The 16,862-nt window shown below is 72.9% G+C and carries 11 protein-coding genes and 1 tRNA gene; 3 read left to right on the top strand and 9 right to left on the bottom strand.

Going from position 1 to position 16,862, the window contains the following annotated elements:
• Positions 1–3: 3 nt before the first annotated feature.
• From rho to argS, 7 genes are all read right to left on the bottom strand, one after another.
• Positions 4–2,202 (bottom strand): transcription termination factor Rho, encoded by a 2,199-nt coding sequence (rho, locus tag QPJ90_RS12715; protein ID WP_290131567.1) that lies wholly within the window; start codon positions 2,200–2,202, stop codon positions 4–6.
• Between the two features lie 163 nt (positions 2,203–2,365).
• Positions 2,366–3,277 carry a homoserine kinase gene (gene thrB, locus QPJ90_RS12710; RefSeq protein WP_290131566.1) on the bottom strand — a complete coding sequence of 304 codons (912 nt, stop codon included), beginning with the start codon at positions 3,275–3,277 and terminating at the stop codon, positions 2,366–2,368.
• An 80-nt stretch (positions 3,278–3,357) separates the two neighbouring features.
• Entirely contained in the window at positions 3,358–4,437 is a 1,080-nt protein-coding gene (gene thrC, locus QPJ90_RS12705; protein ID WP_290131565.1) for a threonine synthase, read from the bottom strand.
• Positions 4,438–4,490: 53 nt separating this feature from the next.
• A complete protein-coding gene (locus tag QPJ90_RS12700) occupies positions 4,491–5,822 on the bottom strand; it encodes a homoserine dehydrogenase (protein ID WP_290131564.1) in 1,332 nt (443 codons plus the stop codon).
• A 29-nt stretch (positions 5,823–5,851) separates the two neighbouring features.
• Positions 5,852–7,276 carry a diaminopimelate decarboxylase gene (gene lysA / locus QPJ90_RS12695; protein WP_290131563.1) on the bottom strand — a complete coding sequence of 475 codons (1,425 nt, stop codon included), beginning with the start codon at positions 7,274–7,276 and terminating at the stop codon, positions 5,852–5,854.
• Positions 7,277–7,319: 43 nt separating this feature from the next.
• Positions 7,320–8,075 carry an LmeA family phospholipid-binding protein gene (locus QPJ90_RS12690; RefSeq protein WP_290131562.1) on the bottom strand — a complete coding sequence of 252 codons (756 nt, stop codon included), beginning with the start codon at positions 8,073–8,075 and terminating at the stop codon, positions 7,320–7,322.
• A gap of 384 nt (positions 8,076–8,459) precedes the next feature.
• A complete protein-coding gene (argS, locus tag QPJ90_RS12685) occupies positions 8,460–10,130 on the bottom strand; it encodes an arginine--tRNA ligase (protein ID WP_290131561.1) in 1,671 nt (556 codons plus the stop codon).
• Positions 10,131–10,188: 58 nt separating this feature from the next.
• Here argS and QPJ90_RS12680 point away from each other — a divergent pair, with 58 nt between their 5' ends.
• A complete protein-coding gene (locus QPJ90_RS12680) occupies positions 10,189–10,746 on the top strand; it encodes a hypothetical protein (RefSeq protein WP_290131560.1) in 558 nt (185 codons plus the stop codon).
• Positions 10,747–10,862: 116 nt separating this feature from the next.
• Here QPJ90_RS12680 and QPJ90_RS12675 read toward each other — a convergent pair.
• A tRNA-Arg gene (locus tag QPJ90_RS12675) sits at positions 10,863–10,934 on the bottom strand.
• Between the two features lie 149 nt (positions 10,935–11,083).
• On the opposite strand from QPJ90_RS12675, the gene QPJ90_RS12670 reads away from it, so the two are divergent.
• Together QPJ90_RS12670 and QPJ90_RS12665 are read left to right on the top strand one after the other, a co-directional pair.
• Complete coding sequence (locus QPJ90_RS12670; RefSeq protein ID WP_290131559.1) at positions 11,084–15,121, top strand: Pls/PosA family non-ribosomal peptide synthetase; 4,038 nt, start codon at positions 11,084–11,086, stop codon at positions 15,119–15,121.
• 17 nt (positions 15,122–15,138) lie between these two features.
• Positions 15,139–16,449, top strand: coding sequence for a M1 family metallopeptidase (locus tag QPJ90_RS12665; protein ID WP_290131558.1), 1,311 nt, complete (start codon positions 15,139–15,141; stop codon positions 16,447–16,449).
• A 114-nt stretch (positions 16,450–16,563) separates the two neighbouring features.
• Here QPJ90_RS12665 and QPJ90_RS12660 read toward each other — a convergent pair whose 3' ends face one another.
• Entirely contained in the window at positions 16,564–16,848 is a 285-nt protein-coding gene (locus tag QPJ90_RS12660) for a helix-turn-helix transcriptional regulator (protein WP_290131557.1), read from the bottom strand.
• Positions 16,849–16,862: the final 14 nt, after the last annotated feature.

Raw genomic sequence — 16,862 nt, 5'->3', positions numbered from 1 at the left:
CGGTTACTCCTGGTGGCCGTTGTGGTGCCCGCCGGTCGTGGGGACCGACTTCTGCACCTGGACCAGGAACTCGACGTTCGACTGCGTCTCCTTGAGGTTCCGCAGCACGATCTCGAGGGCCTGCTGCGGGTCGAGCCCGGCGAGGGCCCGGCGCAGGCGCCACGTGATCTTGACCTCGTCGGCGGAGAGCAGCTGCTCCTCGCGACGGGTGCCGGAGGCGTTGACGTCGACGGCCGGGAAGATCCGCTTGTCCGCGAGGTGGCGGTTGAGGCGGAGCTCCATGTTGCCGGTGCCCTTGAACTCCTCGAAGATGACCTCGTCCATCTTGGATCCGGTCTCGACGAGCGCGGTCGCGAGGATGGTCAGCGAGCCGCCGTCCTCGATGTTGCGCGCCGCGCCGAAGAAGCGCTTCGGCGGGTAGAGCGCGGCCGAGTCGACGCCACCGGAGAGCACGCGACCGGAGGCCGGCGTCGCCAGGTTGTAGGCGCGACCGAGGCGCGTGATCGAGTCGAGCAGCACGACGACGTCGTGACCGAGCTCGACCAGGCGCTTCGCACGCTCGATGGCGAGCTCGGCGACCGTGGTGTGGTCCTCCGCCGGACGGTCGAAGGTCGAGGCGATGACCTCGCCCTTCACCGAGCGCTGCATGTCGGTGACCTCTTCGGGCCGCTCGTCCACGAGCACGACCATGAGGTGCGCCTCGGGGTTGTTCTTCGCGATCGCGTTGGCGATGGCCTGGAGCACGACCGTCTTGCCGGCCTTGGGCGGCGAGACGATGAGGCCGCGCTGGCCCTTGCCGATCGGCGACACGAGGTCGATGATCCGCGTCGACAGCTTCTGCGGCTCGGTCTCGAGGCGCAGACGCTCGTTCGGGTACAGGGGCGTGAGGTCGGAGAAGTCCTTGCGGGCCGCCGCCTCCTCCGCGGTCTGCCCGTTGACGGTGTCGACCTTGACGAGCGCGTTGTACTTCTGACGGCTCTGCTGCTCGCCGCCCTGGGGCTGCTTGATCGAGCCGACGATCGCGTCGCCCTTGCGGAGGTGGTACTTCTTCACCTGGCCGAGCGAGACGTAGACGTCGCTCGGGCCGGGCAGGTAACCGGTCGTCCGCACGAAGGCGTAGTTGTCCAGGACGTCGAGGATGCCCGCGATCGGGATGAGGACGTCGTCCTCGGTGACCTCCGGCTCGAGGTCGTCCTGCTGGCCGCCACGGCCGCGCTTGCGGTCACGCTGACGACGGCTGCGGCCCTCGCCCTCCTGCGCGTCCTGCTGCGGGCCGTTCTGGTTGTTCTGCTTCTGCTGGCCGTTCTGCTGGCCCTGCTTCTGCTGACCGTTCTGGTCGTCCTGCTTCTGCTGGCCGTTCTGCTTCTGCTGGCCCTGCTTCTGCTGACCGTTCTGGTCGTCCTGCTTCTGTTGGCCCTGCTGGTCGTTGCCGCCCTGGCCGTTCCCGCCCTGACCGTTGCCGCCCTGGCCGTTCTGCTCGCCGTTCTCGGCGTTCTGGCCACGCCCACGACCACGACCACGGCTGCGGCGTCCGCGACGCGAGCCGCCCTCGCCCTGCTGGTCGCCCTCGCCGGACTCGCCGCCCTGCTCGCCCGCCTGCGTGGCGGAGTCGTCCTGGGCCTCCTGGCCGGCCTGCTGGCCGCCCTGCTGCTGACCGTCCTGCTGCTGGCCGCGCCCGCGGCGCTGGCCGGCAGCCTGCGCGGCCTCTTGCGCGTCCTTCTCGGCGCGGACCTGGTCGAGCCCGGCGAGGAGGTCCTCGGTGCCGGTGTGCCCGTGGTTCTGGTGCTCGGACGCCGACGTCGGCGCCGCGTTGACGGTGCCCGCCGAGGAGGCACGGCGCGAGCGACGCGCACGGCCGCCGGTCGGCTGGTCGGTCGCCTCGGCGCCGGTGGCGGCGCCCGAGGTCGCGTCCTGCGCGGACTGCTGCTGGGCGGCCGGCTCCGGCGCAGCGGCCGGCTCGGCCGTCAGCTGCTCGGTGGCGGGCTCGGGCAGCGTCGGCTGCTCGACGACCGGGGCCTCGGCGGCGGGGGCGTCGGCCGTCGCGGGGCGCTTGTCCTCGATCGTGGCGATGAGGTCGCCCTTGCGCATCTTCGACAGGCCCGTGATGCCGAGGGAGGAAGCGATGCGCTGGAGCTCCGGGAGGCGGAGGGCGCGCAGGTCGCTGGGGATCTCCACCGGGGTGGAGTCGTTGACGTTCGTCAAGGTCGGTGTTTCCTTTCGAACCGCAGAACGCGGAGAGTTTCCACCGCCCCGGATGCACAGGGGTGCACTGACCGTCGTTCAGACGACGGACCGGGAAACGGTGATCAGAAAGAGATTGCCCCCGCGCACCGGACCCTGCACCGGCGAGGATCGTTCCTGCTGCCTATGCGGGATCGGCTTGGAGCGCCGAGTGCGCTGCCACTGTAGCACCACCCAGGTCCACGGCCAGCATGAGCGGGCGCCAGTCCGACTCCGCGTGTCGCGTCACGAGGTCCGCCGCGGTGAGCCGCTGCGCCGGATCGCTGCCGAGGACGAGGAGGCTCGGGCCGGCCCCGGAGACGACCGCCGCGAGCCCGTGCTGCCGCAGGAGCCCGATGAGCGCGTCGGTCTCGGGCATGGCGCTCGCCCGGTACGCCTGGTGCAGACGGTCCTCGGTCGCCGCCAGGAGCAGCTCGGGGCTCTGGATCAGTGCCGCGACGAGGAGCGCCGACCGCGACACGTTGAACGCGGCGTCCTCGTGGGGCACGCTCGCGGGCTGCAGGGACCGTGCGAGCTTGGTCGACAGCGTCGAGGTCGGCACGAAGACCACCGGCGAGACGCCGCGGTGCACGAGCAGCCGCTTGTACGCCGGCCCGTCCGCGGTCATCCATGCGATGGTGAGGCCGCCGAAGAGCGCCGGCGCGACGTTGTCCGGGTGCCCCTCCATCTCCGTGGCGAGCGTCAGGAGCGTCGAGGCGTCGAGGTCGACGACCCCCGCGAGGAGACCCCGCGCCGCCATGAGTCCGGCGACGATCGCCGCCGCGCTCGACCCGAGTCCGCGGCCGTGCGGGATGGCGTTGACCGCGTGCAGCTCGAGACCCGGCTGCTCGGTCACGCCACCGGCCGCGAGCCCTCGGCGGACGGCCTGGACGACGAGGTTGGTGTCGTCCGTGGCGACCTCGCCGGCACCGACGCCCTCGACCGTCACGGTCGCACCGGGCTCCGGCCGGACACGCACGGTCACCTCGTCGTACAGCGACAGCGCGAGCCCGAGCGAGTCGAACCCCGGCCCGAGGTTCGCCGACGTCGCCGGCACCCGGACGCGTACCGCCCGTCCGGCCGGTACAGCGTGCTGGGCGGTCGCGCCCTCCCCCGGTCCGGACGAGCGGTGCGTGCTCACTCGGCGCCGACCAGTCCGAGCACGTCGGCGACGGACTTCGTGTCCACCGGCACGACCGTGGGCTGGACCTCGCTGCCGTCCTCGGTGCGGAGGGCCCACTGCGGGTCCTTCAGGCCGTGGCCGGTCACCGTGATGACGACCTTCGCGCCCTTGCCGACGACACCGGCATCAGCGCGCTCGAGGAGCCCGGCGACACCGATCGCGGAGGCCGGCTCGACGAAGACGCCGACCTCGGCCGACAGGATGTGGTGCGCGGCGAGGATCGCCTCGTCGGAGATGGCGCCGAAGTAGCCGTCGGTCTCCTCGCGCGCGTCGAGGGCGTACTGCCACGAGGCGGGGTTGCCGATGCGGATGGCGGACGCGATCGTCTCGGGCTTCGGGACGACCTCACCGCGGACGATCGGGGCCGAGCCTGCGGCTTGGAAGCCGAACATGCGCGGGAGCTTCGACGAACGACCGGCGGCGACGTCCTCGCGGTAGCCGCGGGAGTACGCCGTGTAGTTGCCGGCGTTGCCGACGGGCAGGAAGTGGAAGTCCGGCGCGTCACCGAGGACGTCGACGACCTCGAACGCAGCGGTCTTCTGACCCTCGATGCGGTCGTTGTTCACCGAGTTGACGAGGTGCACCGGGTAGTTCGCCGCGAGGTCGCGCGCGATGTCGAGGCAGTCGTCGAAGTTGCCCTGCACCTGGAGCAGCTGCCCGTCGTGCGCGATCGCCTGGCTGAGCTTGCCCATCGCGATCTTGCCCTCGGGGACGAGCACCGCGGCGGTGATGCCCGCGTGCGTGGCGTACGCGGCGGCCGACGCACTCGTGTTGCCGGTCGAGGCGCAGATGACGGCCTTGGCGCCGTGCTCGACGGCCTTCGAGATCGCCATCGTCATGCCGCGGTCCTTGAACGAACCCGTCGGGTTCATGCCCTCGAACTTGACGTAGACGTCCGCCCCGGTGCGCTCGGAGAGCCGTCGCGCCGGGATGAGCGGGGTGCCGCCCTCGCCGAGGGTGACGACGGGCGTCGCCTCGGTCACGTCGAGACGGTCGGCGTACTCGCGCAGGACTCCCTGCCACTGGTGGGCCATCAGGCTCCCCTTTGTATCGGTGTGCTGTTCGGGTGCGTGGGGGTGCGTGCGGCTCAGCCGCCGACGACCCGCAACACGCTGGTGATCTCGGCGACGACGTCCTCGTTGCGGAGCGCCACCACGGTGTCGTCGAGGTCGGACTCGCGCGCCAGGTGGGTGCCGATGACGAGCGTCGCGGTCGCACCGGTGCGGTCGGCACCGGGAGCGTCCGTCTGCAGCGCGCTGGTCTGTTCGACCGTCTCCACGCTGACGCCGTGCTTGGCCAGGACGCCCGCGACCGTCGACAGGACACCGGGGGCGTCCGCGACGTCGAGCGTGATCTGGTAGCGGGTGCGCACGGTCCCGATCGGGAACACGGGCAGGTCCGCCTGGGTCGACTCGGCGACGCCGGGGCCGCCGATGACGTGTCGGCGCGCGGCGGACACGAGGTCGCCGAGGACGGCGGAGGCCGTCTCGACGCCGCCGGCTCCGGCGCCGTAGAACATGAGGTCGCCAGCGGCCTCGGCCTCGACGAACACGGCGTTCTTCGCGCCGTGCACGCTCGCGAGCGGGTGCGACTCCGGCACGAGCGCCGGGTAGACGCGGGCGGAGACGCCCTCGCGGCCGTCCTCGTCGGTCAGGCGCTCGGCCGTCGCGAGGATCTTCACGACGTAGCCGGCCTTCCGGGCCGCGCGGACCTGGTCGATCGTGATCGCGGTGATGCCCTCCCGGTGGACGGCGACGAGCGGCACCGAGGTGTGGAACGCGAGCGAGGCGAGGATCGCGGCCTTCTGCGCGGCGTCGTAGCCCTCGATGTCGGCGGTCGGGTCGGCCTCGGCGTACCCGAGCTCGGTCGCGGTGGCGAGGGCGTCCTCGAACGTCGCGCCCTGGCGGTCCATCAGGTCGAGGATGAAGTTCGTGGTGCCGTTGACGATGCCCATGATGCGGACGATGCGGTCACCGGCGAGGGAGTCGTGCAGCGGGCGGATGATCGGGATCGCCCCGGCGACGGCGGCCTCGTAGTAGAGCTGCGCACCCACCTGCTCGGCGGCGGCGAAGAGCTCCGGTCCGTGGGTCGCGAGGAGCGCCTTGTTGCCCGTGACGACGTCCGCGCCGGACTGCAGCGCCTGGAGGACGAGCGTCCGCGCCGGCTCGATGCCGCCGATGAGCTCGACGACGATGTCGGCACCCAGGATCAGCGACTCGGCGTCGGTCGTGAAGAGGTCCTTCGGCAGGTCGACGTCCCGCTCCGCCTCGGTGTCGCGGACGGCGATCCCGACGAGCTCGAGGCCGGCGCCGGCACGCGAGGCGAGTTCGTCGCCGTGCTCCAGGAGGAGCCGCGCCACCTGCGACCCGACCGAGCCGGCTCCGAGCAGGGCGACGCGGACGTTGCGGTATTCGATCATCTGGGGGTGGTTCCTGTCGTTCGGGTGTGTCACCGGCCGGGGCCGGGTGCGGGGACGACCCCGGTGTCACGGGCGAGCAGGTCGTCGATCGACTCGCCCCGGACGAGGATACGGGCTGTGCCGTCCGCCACGGCGACGACCGGCGGGCGACCGACGTGGTTGTAGTTGCTCGCGAGGCTCCAGCAGTAGGCACCGGTCGCGGCGACCGCGAGGAGGTCGCCGCGGTGCACGTCGCCCGGCAGGTACTCGTCCTGCACGACGACGTCGCCGCTCTCGCAGTGCTTGCCGACGACCCGGCTGAGCACCGCCGGCGCGTCCGAGCTCCGGACGAGACGGGCGGTGTAGTCGGCGCCGTACAGCGCGGGGCGGGCGTTGTCGCTCATGCCGCCGTCGACGGACACGTACGTGCGGGTCGCGGTCGCCTCGGACACGGGCGCGTCGAGCTCCAGCGTCACGGGCTTGATCGTGCCGACGGAGTAGAGCGTGATGCCGGCGGGGCCGACGATGTACCGACCGGGTTCCACCGCGATCTCGGGCACCGGGATCCCGCGTTCCGCGCAGGCCTCGGCGACGATCGTGGCGAGGGCCTCGGCGACGTCCTCGGGCGCGAACGCCGAGTCGGCCTCGGTGTAGTCGATGCCCCATCCTCCGCCGAGGTTGAGCTCCGGCACCGGCCCCGTGGCCACGAGCGCTGCGTGCACGTCCATGAGGCGCCGGGCGGCCTCGCGGAAGCCGGACTCGTCGAAGATCTGCGAGCCGATGTGCGAGTGCAGGCCGACGAACGCGAGGGAGGGCTCCGCGCGGACCGCCGCCGCGGCCTGCTCGGCCTCGGTCAGCGGGATGCCGAACTTCTGGTCCTCGCGGGCGGTGGCGAGGTACTCGTGCGTGGAGGCGTGCACACCGCTGTTAATCCGGATGCGGACGCGCTGCACGACACCGGCGTCGGCGGCGGCCCGGGCGACGCGCTGCACCTCCTCGTGGCTGTCGAGGACGATCGTGCCGACCCCGACCTCGACGGCGCGGGCGATCTCGGCGTCGGACTTGTCGTTGCCGTGGAAGCCGAGCATCCCCGGGTCGACACCGCCGGCCAGGGCGACCGCGAGCTCCCCGCCGGTGCAGACGTCGACGCGGAGGTCCGCCTCGGCCATCCACGCGGCGACCTGGGTCGTCAGGAACGCCTTGCCGGCGTAGTAGACGTGCGCACGGGTGCCGATCCGGCCGAACGCGTCCGAGAAGGCGGTCCGCACACGCACGGCTCGGGACTGCACGTCGCGCTCGTCGACCACGTAGAGGGGTGTGCCGAACTGCCGGGCGAGGTCCGATGCGGTGATCCCGCCCACGGCGAGCTCGCCGTCGTCCGTCCGGGTCGCGGACGCGGGCCAGATGCGCGCCGTCAGCGCGGAGGCGTCCGTCGGGAACCGCAGCCGCGGCGGGGCAAGGGGGTTCTCGCTCACGGGACCCGATCCTACCGAGCCGTGAGGAGCCTCCCGTCCGGTGTTACGAGCAGGACCCCACGGACCGCAGCCCTTCCTCGCTGAGTGGCAGGGAGTCCGCGGTGACGCGGACGGTCGCGTCGCGTGCCGTGATGTCGAGGTCGCGCACCGCGAGCTGGGACGGCAGGAAGCGTGCGGTGCACACCTCGACCGGGACGTTCGTGACGCCGGGGATCGAGTCGACCTTGAGGCCGAGCGACGAGTTGGTGATGCGGACGCTCTTCGGGGTGATCGTCACGCCCTTGCCGTCGTCCTGCGTCACGACGTCGCCGCGCGCGGCGTAGGTGATGTCGTAGCCGAGGACGGCCGTCTTGCCGGAGAGCTCGACCCCGCCGTCGACGAGCTTCAGGCGTTCGAACAGCGGGCTGTACTTCGCGAGGTCGGAGACGCTGCTCGAGGCGAGGGTCACGGTGCCGTCGAGGTCGCGTACGTCCCCCTTGCCGTCGACGGGCACGTCGTGCACGGTGACGTCGGCGGCGAGCGGGATGCCGTCGACCGTGATCTTCCGCGAGGAGATCTCGACCTGGTCGAGCGTCCCGCCGATGAGCTGCGGGATGACGATGCCGTCCGCGTGCGCGTCGACCTGACCGGTGGTGCCCTCGGGGAGCGACTGCTCGACCTGTTGGGCGATGATCCGGTCGACGACACCGCGGAGGACGAACTCGGCGATCACCACGAGGGCGGCGAGGACGACGAGCACGACGACGAGGACGATCGGCCAGCGGCGGCGCTTCGGGCGGGCGGCGGGGGCGGCGGTCATGCGTCCCACCCTGCCAGCACCCACCGTCAGCCAGCCTGGAGGCGCGGCGTGCGCCCGGTGGGCGTCCGCCGCGGGTGCGCTGGGTGCGGCGGGGTGGTGCGCTGCGCGGGGTGGCGCGGTAGGCGGTGGCGCGGGGTGGCGCGGCGCGGTCTGTGTTCGCACAACCAGAGTCGTTCCGAACCGCGCGTCCGCGTGGTTCGGAACGACTCTGGTTGTGCGGCGCACGCGGCGGAGCGGGCGCCCTCGGCGAGGGCGTCCCGGCGCGTCCGGCGCGTCCGGCGCCAGCTGCATCCGCACGACCGAAGACATCCGGCACCAAGGGGAACCGTGGTGCCGAGTGTCTTCGGTTGGGCCGCGCCCGCGTGTGGCGGCGCAGCGCCCCCGCTACATGCGCTCGGGCGCACTCACCCCGAGGAGGCCGAGGCCGTTGCGGATGACCTGACCGGTGGCGTCGTTCAGCCAGAGGCGCGTGCGGTGGAGGTCCGTCACGGCCTCGTCCCCGAGCGGTGTCACGCGGCAGGAGTCGTACCAGCGGTGGTACAGCCCCGCGAGCTGCTCGATGTAGCGCGCGATGCGGTGCGGCTCGCGGAGCTCGGCGGCCTGCCGGACGACCCGCGGGTACTCGGCGAGGGCCCCGACGAGGGTGCTCTCGGTCTCGTGCGTCAGGAGCGAGGCGTCGAACGCGGACCGGTCGACCCCGGATGCGGCGGCGTTGCGGGCGACCGACTGCGTGCGGGCGTGGGCGTACTGCACGTAGAAGACCGGGTTGTCGTTGGTCCGCTTCGTGAGCAGGTCGAGGTCGATGTCGATCGAGGTGTCGCTCGCGAAGCGCACGAGGGCGTACCGGCCGGCGTCGACACCGACGGCGTCGACGAGGTCCTCCATCGTGACGATCGTGCCGTTGCGCTTCGACATGCGCATCGGCTCGCCGTCCTTGAGCAGGTTGACCATCTGCCCGATGAGGATCTCGAGGTTCGTGCCGGGCTCGTCACCGAACGCCGCGCATATCGCCATCATGCGGCCGACGTAGCCGTGGTGGTCGGCGCCGAGCATGATGAGGTTCCGCTCGAAGCCGCGCTCGCGCTTGTCGAGGTAGTACGCCAGGTCGCCCGCGATGTAGGCCGGCTGCCCGTCCGACTTGATGACGACGCGGTCCCGGTCGTCGCCGAAGTCGGTCGTGCGGAGCCAGAGCGCACCCTCGGCCTCGTACATCTCGCCGAGCGACTGCAGCCGCTCGATGGCCCGCTCGACGGCCTTCGACTCGTGCAGCGAGTTCTCGTGGAAGTACACGTCGAAGTCGACGCCGAAGTCGTGCAGCGACGACTTGATGTCCGCGAACATGAACTCGACGCCCTCGCGCCGGAACAGCTCCTGTGCCTCGTCGCGCGGCAGGTCCCGCACGTCGGTGCCGGCCGGCAGCGTGGCGATCACGCGCGCCGCGATCTCGCCGATGTACGCGCCGCCGTAGCCGTCCTCGGGCGTGGGCTCGCCGAGCGCCGACGCGACGAGGGACCGCGCGAAGCGGTCGATCTGCGCGCCGTGGTCGTTGAAGTAGTACTCGCGGGTGACGAGTCCGCCCTGCGCCTCGAACACGCGGGCGAGGCTGTCGCCGACCGCGGCCCAGCGGACGCCGCCCATGTGGATCGGACCGGTCGGGTTCGCGGAGACGAATTCGAGGTCGATCTTCACCCCGTCGTACAGGTCGCCCTGCCCGAACGCGGCGCCCTCGTCGACGATGGTCTTGGCGATCGCGCCGGCGGCGGCCGCGTCGAGCGTGATGTTGATGAACCCGGGGCCGGCGACGTCGACCGAGGCCACGCCGTCGAGCTCGGTCAGCTCCCCCGCGATCTCGGTCGCGAGCTCGCGCGGGTTCGTCCCGAGGCGCTTCGCCAGCTGCATCGCGGCGTTCGACGCCCAGTCACCGTGCGCCCGGTTCTTCGGCCGTTCGAGGGCCGCGTGCGACTCCTCGACCGTCACCGTGTCCGAGGCACCTCGTCGCTCCACGATCCCCGTCAGGATCGACAGGTACGCGGCGGAGAGTTCGGCTGGTGTCATAGCGGTCGATCCTACCGGCGTCCACGGGCCTCCCCGGACGATGCGCCATCATGGCCGGATGACCTCCCGCAGCCGCGTCCGGGCGATCAGCGCCGCCGTCCTCGCGACCACGTCCGTCGCCGTGCTCGCCGCGTGCTCCGGCGGCGGCGGAGCGGGTCCGACGCCGTCCGCGACGCCGATCGGGAAGCCCGTGTCGCAGACGTGCGCGGAGCTGCTCCCCCTCGAGTCGCTCGCGGTGTACGGCCAGGCGTTCGAGCAGGTCGAGTCCTACCGGCCCGCGAAGGGCACACCGGCGGCCCGGATCGTCCAGCAGCGGGGGCGCGCGTGCCAGTTCCGCGAGGTGTCGGACCACTCCGTGACGATCGCGTTCGCCGTCGCCGACCTGCCTGAGAAGTCGCTCACGAACCTCAAGGACGCGCTGTACCAGCGGGGCGGATCGGTGCCGACCTACACGGTCGAGGGGTACTTCGACCTGGCGGACGACGGGGTCGGGCGGGCGGACGCGTTCGCGGACCCGTACTGGATCACCGCGTCGTCGACGCTCTTCACCGAGCCGGGTGGCGCCCAGCCAGTGGTGGACGCCGTGCGCGGCGTCGTGAAGCCGACCGCGAAGTAGACGCGACCAGATGCCGGCCTGGAGGCCCGTGGCGGCCCCGCCCCGTGCCTCCCGGCCGTCCTGTGGTCACCCCTGAAACCACGAAACCCCCACTCGGTGAGTGGGGGTTTCCCTTGTGCCCCCAGGAGGATTCGAACCTCCGCCCCTGCCTCCGGAGGGCAGTGCTCTATCCCCTGAGCTATGGGGGCCCGGGGTGTCACCAACCGTAGCAGGTCTCCGGCACCCTCCCGGACCAGGCGTGTCGCGCGACGGCTCGCAGCGGTGTTTCCCGACGCGTCACGTCGACCCCCTAGGATCACGGCCCGGTCGCCCAGCACACGACCAGGGAGAGGACTCGATGACCAGCGCCACCGGGAACCCGCAGCTCGAGCTCGCGCGCGGCGCACACGCGCCCGCGCCCCGGACCCTCCTCGACGTCCTCACCGAGACCGCGACGACGCATCCGGACGCCCTCGCCCTCGAGGACCCCGACGGCACCCTCGACTACCGGGCCCTGCTGGCGGCCGTGCACGCGCAGGCCGACGACCTCGCACGCCGAGGCGTCCGTCGCGGCGACCGGGTCGGCGTCCGCATCCCGTCCGGCGGGCGCGACCTCTACGTGTCGATCCTCGCGCTGCTGGCGGCCGGCGCCGCGTACGTCCCGGTCGACGCCGACGACCCCGAGGAGCGGGCGATGCTCGTCTTCGGCGAGGCCGGTGTCGTGGGGGTCATCGGAGCAGGCGGGGTGCTCGCCGACCGCGAGGGCACGCCCCTGCCGGTGACCGACCCCGCGGCGAGCGCTGACCTCCCCCGGCTGGAGGACGACGCGTGGATCATCTTCACCTCGGGGTCGACCGGGGTGCCGAAGGGCGTGGCGGTGACGCACCTGAGTGCTGCGGCGTTCGTGGACGCCGAGGCGCGGATGTTCCTGCAGGACGCCCCGATCGGCCCGGGTGACCGGGTGCTGGCGGGGTTGAGCGTGGCGTTCGACGCGTCGTGCGAGGAGATGTGGCTGGCGTGGGGGCACGGTGCGTGCCTGGTGCCGGCGCCGCGGTCGCTGGTGCGGACGGGGGTGGACCTCGGGCCGTGGTTGATCGCGCACACGATCACGGTGGTGTCGACGGTGCCGACGCTCGCGGCGCTGTGGCCGGACGACGCGCTGGAGCAGGTCCGGCTGGTGATCTTCGGTGGTGAGGCGTGTCCCCCGGAGCTGGCGGCTCGGATCGCGTCGCGGGGCCGGGAGCTGTGGAACACGTACGGGCCGACCGAGGCGACCGTGGTGGCGTGTGGTGCGCTCATGGACGGGAGCGCACCGGTGCGGATCGGGCTGCCGTTGGACGGATGGGACCTGGCGGTGGTGGACGATGCCGGGCAGCGGGTCGCGCCGGGTGGTGTCGGCGAGCTGGTGATCGGCGGGGTCGGGCTGGGGCGGTACCTGGACCCCGCGAAGGACGCGGAGAAGTACGCGGCGTTCCCGGAGCTCGGGTGGGAGCGGGCGTACCGGAGCGGTGACCTGGTGCGGTACGAGCCCGAGGGGCTGGTGTTCCAGGGTCGGGCGGACGACCAGGTGAAGCTCGGTGGTCGGCGGATCGAGCTGGGTGAGGTGGACGCGGCGCTGCAGGCGTTGGACGGGGTGGCCGGTGGTGCTGCGGTGGTGCAGCGGACGCCGGCGGGCAACCAGGTGCTGGTCGGGTACGTGGCGCCGGTGGCGGGGCGGGCGGTGGACGTGGCGGCGGCGAACGCACGGTTGCGCGAGGAGCTGCCGGCGGCGCTGGTGCCGCTGGTGGCGGTCGTGGACTCGCTGCCGACGCGGACGTCAGGCAAGGTGGACCGTGCGGCGCTGCCGTGGCCGCTGCCGGGGGTCGCGGACGTCGCGGACCTGCCGGAGACGGTGGCGTGGATCGCGGAGCGGTGGTCGGCGATCCTCGGGGTGCCGGTGACGGGTGTGGACGACGACTTCTTCGCGCACGGTGGCGGGTCGTTGACGGCGGCGCAGCTGGTGTCGGCGATCCGCGAGAGGTTCCCGACGACGACCGTGGCGGACGTGTACGACCACCCCCGGATCGGTGCGTTGGCCGCGGCGCTGGACGAGTCCGGTGCGGCGGAGGCGTCGGAGCGCCCGGTGGCGCCGGTGTCCCCGGCGACGGGGTTCCTGCTGACGGTGCTCGGGCTGCCGGTGCAGGTGCTCCGCGGGTTGCGGGTGCTGACGTGGACGTCGCTGGTGTCGACCGTCCTGCACGCGACGTCGTTGCCGTTCCTGCCGTCGGTGCCGTGGCCGTGGCTCGTGCTCGCGCTGCTGGTGTTCGTCACCCCGGTGGGGAAGATGGCGGTGACGGTGCTGCTCGCGCGGCTGCTGCTGCTGGGTGTCCGGCCGGGCGACCATCCGCGTGGCGGGTCGGTGCACGTGCGGGTGTGGCTCGCGGAGCGGATCGCGGAGGCGGTGGACGGTCCGTCGACGGCCGGTGCGCCGTGGATCAGCTACTACGCGCGTGCGCTCGGGGCACGGATCGGGCGGGACGTGGACCTGCACGCGCTGCCCCCGGTGACGGGGATGCTGCGGGTGGGGGCCAGGGCGTCGATCGAGCCCGAGGTGGACCTCGCGGGGCACTGGGTGGACGGGGACGTGTTCCGGCTCGGGCCGGTGCGGGTGGACGCGGACGCGGTGGTGCGGAGCCGGTCGACGCTGCTGCCGGGCGCGCACGTGGGGGCCGGCGCCGAGGTCGAACCCGGTTCGTCGGTGACGGGCCGGGTCCCCGACGGCGAGCGGTGGGCGGGTTCGCCGGCGGAGCGCGTGGGGTCGGCTCGGCACGACCGGGAGGCACGACCCGCCTCCCGTCGACGCTGGCTCGTCGCGTACGGGGTCGGCTCGGTCGCGGTGGCCGGGCTGCCCGTCATAGGGGTCGCGGTGGGACTCGCGGTGACGGCGGCGCTGGTGGGTGCGGCGCCGAGCCTCGGGGCGGCGGTGCTCCGTGCGCTCGCGGTGGTGCCGCTCGCGACGGTCGTCGCCGGGCTCGTCTACGCACTGCTGGTGGTCGCGTCGGTGCGGCTGCTCGGCCTGGGGCTGCACGAGGGACGGCACCCGGTGCGGAGCCGGATCGGCTGGCAGGTGTGGACGACCGAGCGGGTGCTCGACGCTGCGCGGACGCTGCTCTTCCCGGTGTACGCCTCGCTCGTGACGCCGCTGTGGCTCCGGCTGCTGGGCGCGCGGGTCGGACGGAACACCGAGATCTCGACGGTCCTGCTCATCCCGGCGCTGACGCAGATCGCGTCGGGGGCGTTCCTCGCCGACGACACGATGGTCGCGACGTACGAGCTCGGCGGCGGTCGGGTGACGATCGGTCGGTCGAAGGTGGGTCGTCGCGCGTTCCTCGGGAACTCGGGGATGACGGGTGCCGGGCGGTCGGTCCCCCGCGAAGCCCTGGTGGCCGTGCTCTCCGCGGTGCCGAAGAAGGCCAAGCGCGGTTCGTCGTGGCTCGGGACCCCGCCCGTGCGGCTGCGGCGGGCGACGACGACGTTCGACGAGGAGCGCACGTTCCGGCCGCCACGGAGGCTCAAGGTCGCGCGCGGCTGCTGGGAGCTGCTGCGGCTCCTGGCGCCGATGGTGTCGGCGGCGATCGCACTCGGCGTCGTCGGGACGCTCCTCGGCCTGTGGTCGACGATCGGGCTCGGCTGGACCGTCCTGCTCGCGGGTCCGGTGCTCATCGTCGCCGGTGCGGTCGCGGCCGCGGTGTCGACCACGGCGAAGTGGGCCTTCGTCGGGCGGATCGACGCGGGCGAGCACCCGCTGTGGTCGTCGTTCGTGTGGCGGAACGAGGTGCAGGACACCTTCGTCGAGACCGTCGCTCGGCCGTGGTTCGCGGAGCAGTGCACGGGGACCCCGGCGCTCGCGGCGTGGCTGCGGACGCTCGGTGCGCGGATCGGCCGCGGGACGTGGATCGAGACGTACTGGCTCCCCGAGGCCGACCTCGTGGCGATCGGCGACGGCGCCACCGTGTCGCGCGGGACCGTCGTGCAGACGCACCTGTTCCACGACCGGGTGATGCAGCTCGACGCCGTCTGGCTCGACGCCGGCGCGACGCTCGGGCCGCACAGCGTCGTCCTGCCGGCGGCGGGGCTCGGCGCGGGGTCGACGGTCGGGCCGGCGTCGCTCGTGATGCGCGGGGAGCAGGTGCCGGCCGGGTCGCTGTGGTCGGGGAACCCCATCGCGCCGTGGGCCGCGCCGCCGTGGCTGTCCGGCGATCCCGCGTCCGGCGATCCTGCGCCCGGCGGCACCGCGCCGTCGGACGGCACCGCGCCGTCCGGAGGCACCGCGCCGTCCGGCGGCACCGCGCCGTCCGACGCTCCGGCCGCGGAGCGCGCTGCCGGGACGGACGGCTCCGTGGTCGTGCCAGACTGAGCGGCACCGTGAAGCCGATGACCAGCGCCGACCCGTACACCCCGCACAGCGGCGACCGTCGGTGGAGCGCGGTGCACTACGAGCTCCGGCTCGGGTACCGCGTCGCGACGAACCGCCTCGACGGCACCGCGACCGTCACGGCGCAGGCGCACGAGACCCTCGACCGGGTCGTCATCGACCTGCACGGCCTCACGGTCGACCGGGTCGACGTCGACGGGAAGCGCGCGAAGAAAGTCGGCACCGCGACCCACAAGCTGACGGTGACGCCGCAGGAGCCGATCGCGGCCGGTACGGAGTTCACCGTCCACGTCAAGTACCGCGGCACACCGCGGCCGATCCGGAGCCCCTGGGGACAGGTCGGCTGGGAGGAGCTCTCCGACGGCGTCATCGTCGCCGCGCAGCCGACGGGGGCGCCGTCGTGGTTCCCGTGCAACGACCGACCCGACGACAAGGCCACGTACCGGTTCGAGATCACCGCCGAGGCCGCGTACGACGTCCTCGCGAACGGCGAGCTGCTCGGCACCGACCGTGCGCGGGCCGGCACGACCTGGACGTACGCGACGACCGAGCCCATGGCGACGTACCTCGCGACCGTGCAGATCGGTCGGTACCGCACGACGAAGCTCCGGAGCCCGCACGTCCCGGTGACGCTGCACCACCCGGCGGACCTCCAGGCCGCGGCGAAGACCGACTTCGGCCGCGTGCCGGACATGCTCGCGCTCTACGCCGACCGGTTCGGCCCGTACCCGTTCCCCGCGTACGGCGTGGTCGTGACCGACGACGAGCTCGAGATCCCGCTCGAGGCCCACGGTCTCGCCGTCTTCGGCCGGAACCACGTCGACGGCGAGCACGGCACCGACCGGCTCATCGCGCACGAACTCGCCCACCAGTGGTTCGGCAACTCGGTGACCGTCGCACGCTGGCGCGACATCTGGCTGCACGAGGGCTTCGCCTGCTACGCCGAGTGGCTGTGGTCCGAGCACCGGGGCGGGGAGACGGCCGACGTGCTCGCCGCGCGGTACCGGCAGGGACTGCTCGACCAGCCGCAGGACCTCGTGGTCGGCGACCCGGGCGCCCGCGACATGTTCGACGACCGGGTCTACAAGCGCGGCGCCCTGGCCCTGCACGCGGTCCGCCGGACGTTCGGCGACGCCGCGTTCTTCGCCGGCCTCCGGACGATCACCGAGCGACACCGGCACGCGTCCGTCGCCCCCGAGCACGTGCTCGACGCCTTCGCCGGCAGCGCGGGGGTGTCCGTCGACGCCGTCCGAGCCGTGACGGCACCCTGGATCGAGGAACCGGGCGTCCCCGAGCTGCCCGCTGCCTGACGACCCACGGCGTCGGAGCAACGCGAGCCGAGCTGCCGGCGGGCAGCGTCAGGCGACGTCCGCGCGCGGGCGCGGCGCGGGCGCGGCGCGGGCGCGGGCGTGTCGCTGGCGGCGTCAGGCGACGCCCGCGGGCTCGTCGACGACGACGACCTCCCCGGCCCGACGCACCTCACGCCAGACCTCGTCGAGCGAGAGTCCCACGACCGCTGCCACCGCCGCGACGGTCCCGAACGACGGCGTCGCGATGCGTCCGGTCTCGATCTTCCGCAGGGTCTCGGGCGACACCCCGGCCGCGAGCGCGACGTCGAGCATCGACCGATCGGCTCGGGCGGCGCGGAGCAGCGCCCCGAGGGCACGACCGCGGGCGAGTTCGACGGGACTGAGCGGCAGACGGACCATGCACCGATAGTAAT

The organism is Curtobacterium sp. 458 (assembly GCF_030406605.1).
GTDB lineage: Bacteria > Actinomycetota > Actinomycetes > Actinomycetales > Microbacteriaceae > Curtobacterium.
The sequence above is the reverse complement of the archived record's forward strand: the minus strand, read 5'-3'. Positions and strand labels throughout refer to the sequence as shown.